Annotated in this window: 12 protein-coding genes; 7 read left to right on the top strand and 5 right to left on the bottom strand. The window is 58.1% G+C overall.

Features of this window, described 5'->3' with window-relative positions; genetic code table 11:
• The first annotated feature begins 33 nt into the window (after positions 1–33).
• The 4 genes from B3229_RS13945 to B3229_RS13930 all read left to right on the top strand — a co-directional run bounded on the left by B3229_RS13945 (position 34) and on the right by B3229_RS13930 (position 4,456).
• Positions 34–1,182 (top strand): iron-containing alcohol dehydrogenase, encoded by a 1,149-nt coding sequence (locus B3229_RS13945; protein ID WP_033749529.1) that lies wholly within the window; start codon positions 34–36, stop codon positions 1,180–1,182.
• A gap of 10 nt (positions 1,183–1,192) precedes the next feature.
• Positions 1,193–2,077 (top strand): dihydrodipicolinate synthase family protein, encoded by an 885-nt coding sequence (locus B3229_RS13940; RefSeq protein ID WP_286871586.1) that lies wholly within the window; start codon positions 1,193–1,195, stop codon positions 2,075–2,077.
• A 63-nt stretch (positions 2,078–2,140) separates the two neighbouring features.
• The gene (locus tag B3229_RS13935) at positions 2,141–3,094 is read left to right on the top strand and encodes a phosphoglycerate dehydrogenase (protein WP_286871583.1); all 954 of its coding nucleotides are present in this window, start codon (positions 2,141–2,143) and stop codon (positions 3,092–3,094) included.
• A 42-nt stretch (positions 3,095–3,136) separates the two neighbouring features.
• Positions 3,137–4,456, top strand: a complete 1,320-nt coding sequence (locus B3229_RS13930) for an MFS transporter (RefSeq protein ID WP_286871639.1) — start codon at positions 3,137–3,139, stop codon at positions 4,454–4,456.
• Positions 4,457–4,503: 47 nt separating this feature from the next.
• Here B3229_RS13930 and bla read toward each other — a convergent pair whose 3' ends face one another.
• Positions 4,504–5,379, bottom strand: coding sequence for a class A beta-lactamase (gene bla, locus B3229_RS13925; RefSeq protein ID WP_286871636.1), 876 nt, complete (start codon positions 5,377–5,379; stop codon positions 4,504–4,506).
• 180 nt (positions 5,380–5,559) lie between these two features.
• Here bla and B3229_RS13920 point away from each other — a divergent pair, with 180 nt between their 5' ends.
• The gene (locus B3229_RS13920) at positions 5,560–5,814 is read left to right on the top strand and encodes a type II toxin-antitoxin system Phd/YefM family antitoxin (RefSeq protein WP_048783833.1); all 255 of its coding nucleotides are present in this window, start codon (positions 5,560–5,562) and stop codon (positions 5,812–5,814) included.
• Positions 5,811–6,239 (top strand): type II toxin-antitoxin system VapC family toxin, encoded by a 429-nt coding sequence (locus B3229_RS13915; RefSeq protein ID WP_286871580.1) that lies wholly within the window; start codon positions 5,811–5,813, stop codon positions 6,237–6,239. Before B3229_RS13920 ends, B3229_RS13915 begins: the two co-directional genes overlap by 4 nt.
• Before the next feature lies 1 nt (position 6,240).
• Here the strand turns inward: B3229_RS13915 and yacL are convergent, their stop codons facing one another.
• Positions 6,241–6,603: a protein YacL gene (gene yacL / locus B3229_RS13910; protein WP_033749520.1), complete on the bottom strand. Its 363-nt coding sequence runs from the start codon at positions 6,601–6,603 to the stop codon at positions 6,241–6,243.
• A 153-nt stretch (positions 6,604–6,756) separates the two neighbouring features.
• Positions 6,757–9,354, bottom strand: a complete 2,598-nt coding sequence (gene acnB / locus B3229_RS13905; protein WP_096073871.1) for a bifunctional aconitate hydratase 2/2-methylisocitrate dehydratase — start codon at positions 9,352–9,354, stop codon at positions 6,757–6,759.
• 908 nt (positions 9,355–10,262) lie between these two features.
• Between acnB and B3229_RS13900 the strand changes: the two genes are divergently transcribed.
• Entirely contained in the window at positions 10,263–10,718 is a 456-nt protein-coding gene (locus B3229_RS13900; RefSeq protein ID WP_286871574.1) for an NUDIX hydrolase, read from the top strand.
• A gap of 42 nt (positions 10,719–10,760) precedes the next feature.
• On the opposite strand, the gene lpdA is transcribed toward B3229_RS13900, so the two are convergent.
• Together lpdA and aceF are read right to left on the bottom strand one after the other, a co-directional pair.
• The gene (gene lpdA / locus B3229_RS13895) at positions 10,761–12,185 is read right to left on the bottom strand and encodes a dihydrolipoyl dehydrogenase (protein WP_033749657.1); all 1,425 of its coding nucleotides are present in this window, start codon (positions 12,183–12,185) and stop codon (positions 10,761–10,763) included.
• 298 nt (positions 12,186–12,483) lie between these two features.
• Positions 12,484–14,379, bottom strand: a complete 1,896-nt coding sequence (gene aceF / locus B3229_RS13890; protein WP_286871571.1) for a pyruvate dehydrogenase complex dihydrolipoyllysine-residue acetyltransferase — start codon at positions 14,377–14,379, stop codon at positions 12,484–12,486.
• Between the last annotated feature and the right edge of the window lie 2 nt (positions 14,380–14,381).

Below are 14,381 nucleotides of genomic sequence, written 5' to 3'. Positions count from 1 at the left end.
TTCGCTTCAGCTTCGTAGTAATAAGGGTATGAGATGAATATCAACAGCACGGTAATTAGCGGCTTCCAGGCGCTAAACGACATTAGCTATCTGCTGAAAGGAAAAGCCAGCGCGCTGCTGGTAACGGACAAGAATATTGAAACCATTCCAGCGGTGCAGGCGCTTATCGCTCAGCTGAAACAGCATATCGCCAGCGTTAGCGTGATTAACAGCGTGCCTCCGGAGCCGAGCCAGCACGACGTCGCCGCGGTGCTGGCGGCGCTGCCTACGCGCGACGTGGATCTGGTGATCGGCGTCGGCGGCGGCAGCGTGCTGGATGTCGCCAAGCTGCTGTCGGTGCTGTGCGTCGATAACGCGCCGTCGCTGGAGGCGCTGCTGGCAGGCGAAAAGCCGACCGCGCGCACTACCTCGCTGCTGATCCCGACCACCGCAGGCACCGGCTCGGAAGCGACGCCGAACGCCATTCTGGCGATCCCGGAGCGCGAAACCAAAGTTGGCATTATCTCGCCGGTGATGCTGCCCGATTTTGTGGCGCTGGTGCCGGAACTGACCACCAGCATGCCGCCGCATATCGCCTCTTCGACCGGCATCGACGCGCTCTGTCATCTGATTGAATGCTTCACCGCCACGGTGTCGAATCCGGTAAGCGACAACTACGCGCTGATCGGCATGAAAAAACTGTTCGCCAGCCTCGAAACCGCCGTTGCCGAGCCGCATAACCTGCAGGCGCGGCTGGACATGCTGTGGGCCTCTTATTACGGCGGCGCGGCGATTGCCCATGCGGGCACGCATCTGGTGCACGCCATGTCCTATCCGCTGGGCGGCAAATATCATCTGCCGCACGGCGTCGCCAACGCCATTTTGCTGGCGCCCTGCATGGCCTTTGTGCGACCGGCCGCAGTGAACAAATTCGCTCAGGCCTACGATCTGCTGCCGGATGCGGATACCTCGCTGGATAACGAGAGCAAATCGCACGCGCTGGTGGCTTATTTCACCGCGCTGGTTAAACGTTTGCAGCTGCCCGCCAGCCTTGAAGAGCTTGGCATCGGCCCGGATCACCTGCCCTATTTAGTGGAAGCGGCGCTCGACGTGCAACGTCTGATGAAGAACGTGCCCGCTGCCGTCAGCGCGCATGACGTTCGCGACGTCTACCTGACGCTGTTCCCTTCACATCAGGAATAAAGAGGATTGTATGAGACAGAAAATTACCGGCGTATTGACCGCTATCGTCACCTGTTTCGATCGGGAAGGCGCCTATAACCCTGGAGCCCAGCGCGAGCAGGTAAAACGCCAGCTGGATGCGGGCAACGGCATCTTCTGCGGCGGCACCAACGGCGAGTTCTTTGTGCTTAACGAGCAGGAGAAGATTGCCGTTACCGAAACCTGCGTCGATGAAGTGAACGGCCGCGCGCCGGTGGTGGCGCATATCGGCGAGATCTCGACGCGCGAGACTATCCGTCTCGGCAGGCAGATCGCGAAGCTGGGCGTGGATGCGGTTTCAGTGATTACCCCCTATTTCGTGCCGCTGCGGCAGGAAGAGCTGATCTATCACTACCAGACGGTGGCTGACGCGCTGGATGTGCCGCTGTTTCTCTATAACATTCCGGCGCGCACCGGCAACACGCTGCAGCCGGAAACCGTACGTACTCTGGCGTCTCATCCCAACATTATCGGCATCAAAGATTCGGCGGGCAGCTATGAAAGCCTGAGCGGCTTTATTAAGGCGGCGGAAGGCATCGATAACTTCGACGTGCTCAACGGGCCGGACTCGCTGATCCACCAGGGCTTCGTCGACGGCTGCTCCGCCTGTATCTCCGGCCTGGCCAACGCCGCGCCAAAAGAGATCAACGCCATCTGGACGCGCTTCAACGCAGGCGATATCGAGGGGTCGCGCGCGGCGCAGGAGAACGTCACTGGCCTGCGCACCGATCTCTACAGCATCGGCTTCTCGCCGGCGGCGGTGAAGAAGGCGGTTGCGCTGCTGGGCTACGACGTCGGCGACAGCCGCTATGCGGTGCGATTCAGCGCCGACGAAGAGCAAAAAATCCGTCAGGTCGTCAATCAGTACCTGAAGTAACAACGGCCGTCAGGGCAGCCATTGCTGCCCTTGCCTCTTCTTTTTTAAGCACCGGGAAACGCGATGAAAATAATCTGCACCTCGCCGTCGTTCGCTAAATATGACACGACGCCGATCGATACCCTGAAACAGCACGGCTTTGAGCTGGTGACCCTGCCCGCCGACGCGACGCCTGAAGCGCTGGCGCCGCATCTGCCGGAGACCGTGGCGATGATTGTCGCCTTTACCGAGGTAAACGAGGCGCTGCTGGTGCAGGCTTCCCAGCTGAAGATCGTCTGCAAGCACGGCGTCGGCGTCGATAATATCGATCTCGACGCCACGCGCGCGCGCGGCATCTACGTCACCAACGTACCGGACGCCAACAAGCACGCCGTCGCCGACTTCGCCTTTGCGCTGATCCTCAACGCCGCGCGAGAGCTGACGCAGGCGGTCACGGAAACGCGCGCGGGCGGCTGGCCGCGTATCTTCGCCACTGATGTCTACGGCAAAACGTTGGGTATTGTCGGCCTGGGCAATATTGGCAAGCAGGTGGCGCTGCGCGCGAAAGGCTTCAACATGCGCGTTATCGCCTTTGATTTCTATCCTGACGAGGCCTTTGCCGCCGAGCACGGGGTTACCTTTGTCAGTCTCGACCAGCTCACTGAAGAGAGCGATTTCATTACGCTGCACACGCCGCTGACCGACGAGACGCGCAACCTGGTCGACGGCGCGCGCCTGCGCCGCATGAAGAAGCGCGCCTTCCTGATCAACGTCTCGCGCGGCGGCGTCGTGAATGAAGAGGATCTCTTCCAGGCGCTACAGGACAACGTGATTGCCGGCGCGGCAGCCGACGTCTTTGTTCAGGAACCGCTGACCTCGCATCCGCTGTTTAGCCTGCCGAATTTTATCCCGACGTCGCATATCGCCGGCTACACCGACGGCGCCATCAGCGCCATTGGCGAACGCTGCGTGGCGCAGATTGTGCAGTGCGTCCGTCAGGGCGAGCGGCCGGTAAACGTCATGAACGGGCTGGCATAAACGCCGCCCTCGCCTGCAACCTGATTCGAGTGAAAAACAATGATGAACCCTACGCTGCGCTCGACCAAAATTCGCTGGTGGATCGCCGGCCTGATGTGGCTGGCAGTCGCTATCAACTATATTGACCGGACGGTGCTCTCCGCCGCCGCGCCGCATCTGATCACCGAGCTGGAGATCAATCCGGAGATGATGGGCCTGATTATGGCCGCCTTCTTCTGGTCCTATGCGCTGCTGCAAATCCCGGCAGGCTGGTTCGCCGATCGCTTCGGCCAGAAAAAAGGGCTCGGCATCGCGGTCGGCTGGTGGTCTGTCGCTACCATGGCGATGGGACTGGCGACCGGCTTTAAATCGCTGCTGGCGCTGCGCCTGGCGCTGGGCGTCGGCGAAGCGGCCGCCTACCCCAGCAACGCGGGCATTGCCGCGCGCTGGTTCCCGGATCGCGAACGCGCCACCGTATCGGGGCTGTTCGACAGCGCCTCGAAGTTTGGCGGCGCGGTGGCGATGCCGCTGATCGTCTGGATGATCGCTATGGTGGACTGGCGCATCACTTTTCTGGTTATCGGCGCCATCGGCCTGTTCTGGGTGATCGCCTGGTATTTTATCTACGCCGAGAACCCGGAAGATCATAAAAAGATCGATCAGAACGAAGTGCGGCTGATCCGCGACGGCCAGGCGCAGAAGCACGGCGAGAAAGGCGTACGTCCGATGAAGTGGTACAGGCTGCTGCGCTACCGCAATATCTGGGCGATGTGCATCGGCTTTTTCACCATCAACTACACCTCCTACTTTTTTATTACCTGGCTGCCGACCTACCTGGTAAAAGACAAGGGCATGGACTTTCTAAAGATGGGCTTCGTCGCCGCGCTGCCGCTGATCTGCGGCATGGTGATCGAGGTGCTGGCGGGCTGGGCGTCGGATCGCATGGTGCATAAAAAGGTGCTGTCGCTGACCGCCACGCGCAAGCTGTTTCTGACCATTGGCCTGCTGATGGCGCTCTGTATCGGTTTCGCGCCCTTTACCGAGTCGGTATTTATGACCGTGCTGCTGCTCTGTATCGCCAAATCGGGCACCACCGTCGCCGCCTCGCAGGTCTGGGCGCTGCCGGGCGATGTCGCGCCGAAGAACAGCGTCTCTATCGTTGCTGGACTACAGAACACGGTGTCGAATATGGGCGGCGCGGTCGGCCCGATTATTACCGGCGCCATTGTCGGCGCCACCGGCAACTTTACCTGGGCGCTGGTCTTCTCCGCCGTGCTGGTGGTGATCGGCATCCTCAACTATCTGTTCCTGATGGGCAAGGTTGAGCCGATTGTCGATGAAGAGAAGGCGCAGGAGCCGCAGGCGGTCGCCAGCGGCGTCTGACAGGCGCGAGTAAAAAGGCTCTGATAGCGATCGGAGCCTTTTTGCGTTTATCGCGGCACGCGCAACGTAGCGAAAACCGCCTTGCCGATGCGGGCGATTGCCGCATTACTCTGCGCAAGCGTCGCCTCTGTTTGCGTAATATAGATAACGATAATCAGCGGCTTGCCGTTTTCCGGCCATACCACGCTGATAATCGACCGCGAACCATACTCTCCTGCGCCGGTTTTATCAGCGATGCTCCAGCCTGTCGGCAACACTGAACGCAGCAGCGCATTCGCCACTTTGTCGTCGCGCATCCATTGCAGCAGCTGCGCCCGGGAAGCGGGCGTCAGCGCCGGTCCCAGCGTCAGCTTTTGCAGCGTCTCGCTGACGGCCAGCGGCGTAGTGGTATCGCGCATATCGCCCGGTACCGCGCTGTTTAGCTCAGGCTCGAAGCGGTCGAGCCGTGTGACCTTGTCGCCCAGCTCGGCAAAAAAACGCGTCACCGCAACCGGGCCGCCCAGCTTGTGCGCCAGCAGATTCGCCGCCGTGTTATCGCTGTAGGCGATAGCCGCCTCGCAGAGCTGCCCCCAGCTCATCTCGGCGGGCGCGATAAACTTTTCGGTTACCGGCGAATAGGTGACCAGCGCAGTACGATCGAACTGCGTGCGCTCCGTAAGCCGCAGTTTGCCTTTATCCTGCGCGCTGAGCAGCGCGCCGCACAGCAGCGCCTTATGCGTGCTGTTAAGGGGAAAGCGCTCGCTGCCGCGATAGCTGGCGACGCTTTCCGCGTCGGTATCGATGACGGCGATGCCGATGCGCGCCTTCAGCGCCTGCTCTTCCTGTTGCGCCACGGCCGCCAGCCCCTCATCGTTTATCGAAGCCTGAGCGAGCGCGGCGCTAAGCAGAAGGGAAGCGGCAAGAAGTTTTGTCACTGAAAACATCATGATTGTCCTTAATGTAGGGTTCGCACAGAGCTTGCCTTTTTGCGCATCACTACGCAAAGCCTAAATCCTGAGGTCGTTAACTGAGCCTGTAGGCGGTATATTCGCTCAGCTGGTAGTTGAAAAAACGATCACCTCGGTTAAAATGTAGCAACGTCACTACAAAACAGGAGGCTCGCGATGAAAATCTTCACGCTGTCGAGCAGAGAGTTTAACCAGCAGGTGTCGAACGCGAAAAAAGCGGCGGAGGAAGGTCCGGTCTACATTACCGATCGCGGCAAACCCGCGCACGTTTTACTCACTTTCGAGGCATATAAAAAACTGACCGGCACGCGTCGCAATATTCAGGACGCGCTGGCGATGCCCGATGTGGCGGCGATCGACTTTGCGCCGGAACGCGGCGACATCGATTTCAGGGACGTCGATTTTTCATGAGATATTTGCTGGATACCAACGTGATTTCCGAGCTGCGCAAGGCGCGCACGCGCGCTATCGATCCTGCCGTCTCTGCGTGGACCGATAGTGTCGATGCGGGCGATCTGTTTATCTCGGCGATCACCATTATGGAGATAGAGAGAGGCATTGCTCAGGTGGCGCGCCGCGATCTTGCTCAGGCAGACCGACTAAGGGAGTGGTTTGAAGCGGCAGTGCTGACAGAGTTCAGCGATCGCATTCTGCCTTTTGAAACAGAAGCGGCGCGCTATTGCGCCCGGCTGCACGTGCCGGATAAGCGTGCCGCGAACGACGCCATTATTGCCGCCATCGCCTGGCAGCACGATATGGTGCTGGTCACGCGCAACGTGAAGGACTTTACCGGCATGGGCGCGCAGCTGCTTAATCCCTGGGAATGGCCGAGCTGACTCAGCGTCCCTGTAAAAACTGACGGTAGGCGTTCATCACAGCAAGAAAATCCTCCACGCCGCAGAACGACAGGCTCTCTTCGTCGTAGTAGTTCATGCCCTCTTCCAGCCCGTCATCCTCTAAGGCGAGATGGTTGGCGCGGATCATGATCTCTTCATCGTCCATCCACAGCGTATATTCGTGGCCGATGCGCTGCCACTGGCGCTCGCTGCCCTTGATGCCGCGCATTGCGGCTTCAACCTCGTCCAGCAGCGCCAGGTTTTCCTTCACTTCCTCGTTGAACCAGTGGCCCACCGCTTCGTGATCCATCGACATGCGTACTTTCACCTGCCCGGTGAGATCGCGTAAAAATTCGTATTCCATGGGCTAACCCTTTGGTTAATGACGCGAGTGAATCCGCACCAAAATAGTGTGTGCGCATCATCAACGCTAAAGTGAGATCGGGGCGACATTATTGCGGGGAAAAGCCAAAAGAAAAAGGGGCGATTATCGCCCCTTTGGTTTTTAGTCAGTCACTCAGACCGCAGTCTGGAAAATCACGTTGTCCGCTTTATCGGTGTACTGATCCAGCTGGTCAAAGTTGAGGTAGCGGTAGGTGTCGCTGGCGGTTTTATCCACCTGTGCCATGAACTGCTGGTACTCATCCGGCGTCGGCAGTTTGCCGAGCAGCGAAGAGACCGCGGCCAGTTCAGCCGATGCCAGGTAGACGTTAGCGCCGGTGCCAAGACGGTTCGGGAAGTTACGCGTCGAGGTAGAGACCACCGTCGCGCCGTCCTGCACGCGCGCCTGGTTACCCATGCAGAGCGAGCAGCCCGGGATCTCGATACGTGCGCCGCTCTTGCCGAAGACGCTGTAGTAGCCCTCTTCGGTCAGCTGAGCCGCATCCATCTTGGTCGGCGGCGCCACCCACAGGCGGGTCGGCAGCTGGCCTTTATGGCTGTCGAGCAGTTTACCTGCCGCGCGGAAGTGGCCGATGTTGGTCATGCACGAGCCGATAAATACTTCGTCGATCTTCTCGCCCTGCACGTCAGAGAGCAGACGCGCGTCGTCCGGATCGTTCGGCGCGCACAGGATCGGCTCTTTGATATCGGCCAGATCGATCTCGATCACTGCCGCGTATTCGGCGTCGGCGTCCGCTTCCAGCAGTTGCGGATCCGCCAGCCATTTTTCCATGCCCTGGATACGGCGCTCCAGCGTACGACGATCGCCGTAACCTTCCGCGATCATCCACTTCAGCAGCACGATGTTGGAGCTGAGGTATTCGATGATCGGCGCTTTATCCAGCTTGATGGTACAGCCCGCCGCCGAACGCTCGGCCGAGGCGTCGGTCAGTTCGAACGCCTGCTCGACTTTCAGATCCGGCAGACCTTCGATCTCCAGGATGCGGCCAGAGAAGATGTTCTTTTTGCCTTTCTTCTCAACGGTCAGCAGACCCTGTTTGATGGCGTACAGCGGAATAGCGTGCACCAGATCGCGTAGAGTGATACCCGGCTGCATTTTGCCTTTAAAGCGCACCAGCACGGATTCAGGCATATCGAGCGGCATCACGCCGGTCGCGGCGGCAAAGGCCACCAGGCCAGAACCGGCCGGGAAGGAGATACCGATCGGGAAGCGGGTATGCGAGTCGCCGCCGGTGCCGACGGTGTCCGGCAGCAGCATGCGGTTCAGCCATGAGTGGATCACGCCGTCGCCCGGACGCAGCGAGACGCCGCCGCGGTTCATAATGAAGTCCGGCAGCGTATGGTGCGTATTGACGTCGACCGGCTTCGGATAGGCGGCGGTGTGGCAGAACGACTGCATCACCAGGTCGGCAGAGAAGCCGAGGCATGCCAGATCTTTCAGCTCGTCGCGCGTCATCGGGCCAGTGGTGTCCTGAGAACCTACCGAGGTCATCTTCGGTTCGCAGTAAGCGCCGGGACGAACGCCATCAACGCCGCAGGCGCGGCCGACCATTTTCTGCGCCAGCGAGTAGCCGCGCGTACTTTCCGCCACGTCTTTCGCCTGACGGAAGACGTCGCTGTGCGGCAGGCCCAGCGATTCGCGCGCTTTGCTGGTGAGGCCGCGGCCGATAATCAGCGGAATACGGCCGCCGGCGCGTACTTCGTCGATCAGCACGTCGGTTTTCAGCGTAAAGCTGGCCAGCAGCTCGCCGGTTTCGTGGTTGCGCACTTCGCCTTTATACGGGTAGACGTCAATCACGTCGCCCATATTCAGCTCGCCTACGTCAACTTCGATGGGCAGCGCGCCCGCATCTTCCATCGTGTTGAAGAAGATTGGCGCGATTTTGCTGCCCAGCACCAGACCGCCGCCCTTTTTGTTCGGGACGTTCGGAATATCGTCGCCCATGAACCAGAGTACGGAGTTGGTCGCTGATTTACGGGAAGAGCCGGTGCCGACAACGTCGCCGACGTAAGCCAGCGGATAGCCTTTGGCCTGCAGCGCTTCAATCTGTTTGATCGGGCCGACGTTGCCCGGCTCATCCGGATTGATGCCTTCGCGGGCGTTTTTCAGCATCGCCAGCGCGTGCAGTGGAATATCCGGACGAGACCATGCATCCGGCGCCGGAGAGAGGTCGTCGGTGTTGGTTTCGCCGGTCACTTTGAACACGGTGACGGTAATTTTTTCTGCCAGCTCGGGACGTGACAGATACCACTCGGCATTCGCCCAGGACTGCATGACCTGTTGCGCATGGGTATTGCCCGCTTTCGCTTTTTCTTCGACGTCGTAGAAGTTGTCGAACATCAGCAGCGTGTGCGACAGCGCTTTGGCGGCAATCGGCGCCAGCTTCGCGTCGTCCAGCGCATCAATCAGCGGATGAATGTTGTAACCGCCTTGCATGGTGCCCAGCAGTTCAATCGCTTTTTCGGGGGATACCAGAGGAGAGGTCGTTTCGCCTTTAGCCACCGCGGCAAGGAAACCCGCTTTAACGTAGGCGGCTTCATCAACGCCGGGTGGGACACGGTTGACCAACAGATCGGTCAGGAATTCTTCTTCACCCGCTGGCGGGTTTTTCAGCAGTTCAACCAGCGCGGCCATCTGGGAAGCATCTAACGGCTTAGGTACGATCCCCTGGGCGGCACGCTCGGCAACGTGCTTACGGTATTCTACTAGCACGACGTTCTCCTCGCTCACATTGTATGGGTTTCCGGTGCACCCTGGTGACAAAGCATTCCATGAGTAGGGTAAGGTGCCCGGTTCCGCGTGGGGCAGCATAGCAGGGTTCAGGCTCTTTGTTAATCTGTTTACAAAAACACAACATAATTAACAGGGTAAAAAAGTGCGGTTTTGGGGTTTATGGGCTAGCTGGGGCGTGAGGCCTGGTTTGAGAAAGATTTGGTTAGTGCACTTTGGGTTTACGTCGCTATATAAAGACATTGCCCAGGAGTGATTGTGTAACGTGTGGGTATAACTTTTTGACTTATTTATATTGAGAACAGGAAGGTAAAGGTTATGGGTTTTATTATTGGGAGAGAGTGAACATGAGGTTAGAGGTGAGGCGTATGTGATTGCGACTGCCTGTACGGCAGTGAACTTAATATTACGGTGCCGTTATCAGCGTTATACTTTCTAAGCTGCCTGTACGGCAGTGAACATTTATCGCAACAGCGACGGAACATTCGCTGATTTCTAAGCTGCCTGTACGGCAGTGAACTTCCAGGGGAACGGAAAATCCCCGGCGGGTTCTTTTCTAAGCTGCCTGTACGGCAGTGAACTATCAGGATCAAATATGACAATAGCGCCTTCATTTCTAAGCTGCCTGTACGGCAGTGAACTGTTGCTAATAGACTCTAACCCACTCAAAAGAAGTCATTTTTGACCAAACCCTACTAAAAACCTTTTTTTACAAGCGCCATATAAATCATTCAAAATCAATAAAATAAAAAATAAGCAAAAAATAGGGTATTAGCCGCGCTAGTTATCATTCATCCTTTTCCTTTATCTGCACTCGGCAGCCCCCAGCCCTAAGCGCTTATAGACTAAAGTGACCCCAAACAAAACCCAGCCAAATCCAGAGAGCGATTATGCGTACGCGTCCGTCATCAAGACTGATTGTTCTGTCACCTGAAAATCGTATTCTTCTTTTTCATTTTCATCATCAAAATGATGCGCTTGCAGGTGAATCATACTGGGCAACGCCAGGTGGCGGACTTAAAAAAGATGAATCTTTCGAAGAGGCGGCCTCGCGAGAGCTGTACGAGGAGACAGGCTTTATCTGTAAAACAGTCGGCCCGCAGTTAGCGAAAAGAAGCTTTACGATGATGCTGCCAGGTGGAGAAGCCGTTCTCGCCGACGAGCGTTTCTTTATGGTGTGGGTGAAGAGTCAGGAGATCAACGTTACCGGCTGGAGTCATAATGAACAGCGTGTCATTCAGAGACATCACTGGTGGACAATAGATGAGATTGAGCGTTCGGACGAAACTATTTTTCCTCGCGATCTCATCATCGATTTAGTGCAATCAAAATCAAACCGACAATAAAAAAGCCCCCTTTCGGAGGCTTTCTCTGAACCAGCGAAAAACTTACTTCTTCTTCGCTTTCGGGTTCGGCAGGTCGGTGATGCTGCCTTCGAAGATCTCAGCCGCCAGGCCAACCGATTCGTGCAGCGTCGGGTGCGCGTGGATAGTCAGCGCCATATCTTCCGCATCGCAGCCCATCTCGATCGCCAGACCGATTTCGCCCAGCAGCTCGCCGCCGTTAGTGCCGACAACCGCGCCGCCGATAACGCGATGCGTCTCTTTGTCGAAAATCAGCTTGGTCATGCCGTCAGCGCAGTCAGAGGCGATAGCACGGCCAGAGGCCGCCCACGGGAAGGTCGCCGTCTCATAGCTGATGCCCTTCTCTTTCGCTTCTTTCTCGGTCAGGCCAACCCATGCCACTTCCGGCTCGGTGTAGGCGATTGACGGAATCACTTTCGGATCGAAGTAGTGCTTCATGCCGGCGATAACTTCTGCCGCCACGTGGCCTTCGTGCACGCCTTTATGCGCCAGCATCGGCTGACCGACGATATCGCCGATAGCGTAGATGTGCGGCACGTTGGTGCGCATCTGCTTGTCGACGCGGATAAAGCCGCGATCGTCCACTTCCACGCCCGCTTTACCGGCATCCAGACCTTTACCGTTCGGCACGCGGCCGATCGCCACCAGCACCGCGTCGTAACGCTGCGGTTCGGCCGGCGCTTTTTTGCCTTCCATGGTGACGTAGATGCCGTCTTCTTTCGCTTCAACCGCGGTAACTTTGGTTTCCAGCATCAGATTGAACTGCTTCGCGATACGCTTGGTGAAGACCTTGACCACGTCTTTGTCAGCGGCCGGGATAACCTGATCGAACATCTCGACCACGTCAATCTGCGAACCCAGCGCATGGTAAACGGTACCCATTTCGAGACCGATAATACCGCCGCCCATCACCAGCATGCGCTCCGGCACTTCTTTCAGCTCCAGCGCATCGGTAGAGTCCCATACGCGCGGGTCGTCGTGCGGAATAAACGGCAGCGTGATCGGACGAGAACCGGCCGCGATAATAGCGTTGTCGAAGTTGATGGTGGTCGCGCCGCCTTCTCCTTCCACAACCAGAGTATTTGCACCGGTGAATTTGCCCAGGCCGTTAACCACTTTGACTTTACGACCTTTCGCCATGCCAGCAAGACCGCCGGTCAGCTGGTTGATCACCTTTTCTTTCCAGGTGCGGACTTTGTTGATGTCCGTAGAGGGCTGACCAAACACGATGCCGTGCTCTTCCAGGGCTTTCGCCTCTTCGATCACTTTGGCAACGTGCAGCAGCGCTTTTGACGGGATACAGCCCACGTTCAGACAGACACCGCCGAGGGTGCTGTAACGCTCTACCAGTACGGTTTCCAGACCTAAATCAGCGCAACGGAAGGCTGCAGAGTAACCTGCAGGACCAGCCCCAAGTACCACGACCTGGGTTTTAATCTCTGTACTCATCATGACCTCTTAGTTGTGATCCGGCGGGTCAGACGTAGAGCGCTTCTCATCAGGCTGGTCGGCCACTTGCATCCGGGCAGTGCGCGGCGCCTTGCGTATCTTGAGTACGCTGCGGGTTCTGCGCGCTGGGCGTCAACAACTGACTGCGCCAGGTACGCCTGACGAAACAGGCTCACGATGTCCTTTGCTCCACCGGGACATTTATCACCGCAAGAGTTTACAGAATTGTTAACAAACTGCAAACCGCGATGCCACGAATCTTTACAACAAGGCCGGCGATTGCCGGCCTTGAGTGTGCTTACATCACCAGACGGCGAATGTCAGACAACATATTGCCGATGATGGTGATGAAACGCGCACCATCAGCTCCGTCGATCACGCGGTGGTCGAAGGACAACGAGATCGGCATCATCAGGCGCGGCACAAACTCGTTGCCGTTCCAGACCGGCTCCATCGCCGATTTGGAGACGCCGAGAATAGCCACTTCCGGCGCGTTGACGATCGGCGCGAAGTGCGTCGTACCGAGGCCGCCAAGGCTGGAGATGGTGAAGCAGCCGCCCTGCATGTCGCTGGCGGTTAGCTTGCCGTCGCGCGCTTTCTTCGAGGTCGCCATCAGCTCGCGAGAGAGCTCGGTGATGCCTTTCTTGTTCACGTCTTTAAAGACCGGAACCACCAGGCCGTTCGGCGTATCAACCGCCACGCCGATGTTGATGTACTTCTTCAGCGTCAGGCGCTGCGCATCTTCAGACAGCGAGCTGTTGAAGCGCGGCATCTGTTCCAGCGCGGCAGCGACCGCTTTCATGATGAACACGACCGGGGTGAACTTCACGTCCAGCTTGCGCTTCTCGGCTTCGGCGTTCTGCTGCTTGCGGAACGCTTCCAGGTCGGTGATATCGGTTTTGTCGAAGTGCGTAACGTGCGGGATAACCACCCAGTTACGGCTCAGGTTAGCGCCAGAGATTTTCTGGATGCGGCCCAGCTCCACTTCTTCCACTTCGCCGAACTTGCTGAAGTCCACTTTCGGCCACGGCAGCAGACCAGGCAGGCTTCCGCCGCTGGCAGCGGCAGCCGGCGCCGCTTCAGCGCGTTTCACCGCGTCCTTCACGTAGCTCTGCACGTCTTCTTTCAGGATGCGGCCTTTACGGCCGGTGCCTTTAACCTTCGCCAGGTTAACGCCAAATTCGCGCGCCAGACGACGGATAACCGGCGTCGCATGCACGTAGGCGTCGTTCTCGGCGAAGTCGCCTTTCGCGTCAGCTTTCGGCGCTGCCGGTGCAGCAGGCGCTTCAGCTTTGGCCGGAGCCTGAGCGGGCGCGGCTTCCTGCTTCGGCGCTTCGGCTTTCGCCGCGCCTTCCACTTCGAAGACCATGATCAGCGAGCCGGTGCTGACTTTATCGCCGGTAGAGACTTTCAGCTCTTTGACGGTGCCGGCAAACGGCGCGGGCACTTCCATTGACGCTTTATCGCCTTCAACGACGATCAGTGACTGCTCGGCTTCAACTTTGTCGCCGACTTTCACCAGCACTTCGGTGACTTCGACTTCGTCGCCGCCGATATCCGGCACGTTCACCTCTTTCGCGCCAGCGGTCGCCGCCGGTGCTGAGGTCGCCTCTTCTTTCAGCTCTGGCTTCGGTGCCGCGGCAGGCGCTGCGCCTTCCGCTTCGAAGACCATGATCAGCGAGCCGGTGCTCACTTTCGCGCCGGTTTCGATTTTGATCTCTTTCACCGTGCCGGCGAACGGCGCAGGCACTTCCATCGAAGCTTTATCGCCTTCGACGACGATCAGCGACTGCTCAGCTTCGATTTTGTCGCCGACTTTCACCAGGATCTCGGTGACTTCAACTTCGTCGCCGCCGATATCCGGGACGTTGACATCTTTGGCTGCGGTAGAGGCGGCCGCCGGCGCCGGAGCGGCTTCGGCCTTCTTCTCTTCCGCCGCTGGCGCAGCGTCTGCCGCCGCGCCCTCTGCGTCAAAAATCATAATCAGGGAGCCGGTTTCGACTTTGTCGCCGGTCGCGATTTTGATCTCTTTCACTACGCCTGCCTGCGGCGAGGGAACTTCCATAGAGGCTTTGTCGCCTTCTACGGTGATCAGCGACTGCTCGGCTTCCACCTTGTCGCCAACCTTCACCAGAATTTCGGTGACTTCAACTTCATCAGACCCGATATCCGGTACCTTAATTTCAGTAGCCATTA

It is taken from the genome of Pantoea sp. UBA5035 (assembly GCF_002415245.1).
Lineage (GTDB): Bacteria > Pseudomonadota > Gammaproteobacteria > Enterobacterales > Enterobacteriaceae > Pantoea > Pantoea septica.
This window is presented reverse-complemented; position numbering and strand designations above follow the sequence as displayed.

Excerpts from the sequence above, each read along its gene's own strand:
- B3229_RS13915 (WP_286871580.1), top strand. The coding sequence starts at position 5,811 with ATGAGATATTTGCTGGATACCAACGTGATTTCCGAGCTGCGCAAGGCG.
- lpdA (WP_033749657.1), bottom strand. The coding sequence starts at position 12,185 with ATGAGTACAGAGATTAAAACCCAGGTCGTGGTACTTGGGGCTGGTCCT.
- B3229_RS13920 (WP_048783833.1), top strand. The coding sequence starts at position 5,560 with ATGAAAATCTTCACGCTGTCGAGCAGAGAGTTTAACCAGCAGGTGTCG.
- bla (WP_286871636.1), bottom strand. The coding sequence starts at position 5,379 with ATGTTTTCAGTGACAAAACTTCTTGCCGCTTCCCTTCTGCTTAGCGCC.
- B3229_RS13940 (WP_286871586.1), top strand. The coding sequence starts at position 1,193 with ATGAGACAGAAAATTACCGGCGTATTGACCGCTATCGTCACCTGTTTC.
- aceF (WP_286871571.1), bottom strand. The coding sequence starts at position 14,379 with ATGGCTACTGAAATTAAGGTACCGGATATCGGGTCTGATGAAGTTGAA.
- B3229_RS13900 (WP_286871574.1), top strand. The coding sequence starts at position 10,263 with ATGCGTACGCGTCCGTCATCAAGACTGATTGTTCTGTCACCTGAAAAT.
- yacL (WP_033749520.1), bottom strand. The coding sequence starts at position 6,603 with ATGGAATACGAATTTTTACGCGATCTCACCGGGCAGGTGAAAGTACGC.
- B3229_RS13935 (WP_286871583.1), top strand. The coding sequence starts at position 2,141 with ATGAAAATAATCTGCACCTCGCCGTCGTTCGCTAAATATGACACGACG.
- B3229_RS13945 (WP_033749529.1), top strand. The coding sequence starts at position 34 with ATGAATATCAACAGCACGGTAATTAGCGGCTTCCAGGCGCTAAACGAC.
- B3229_RS13930 (WP_286871639.1), top strand. The coding sequence starts at position 3,137 with ATGAACCCTACGCTGCGCTCGACCAAAATTCGCTGGTGGATCGCCGGC.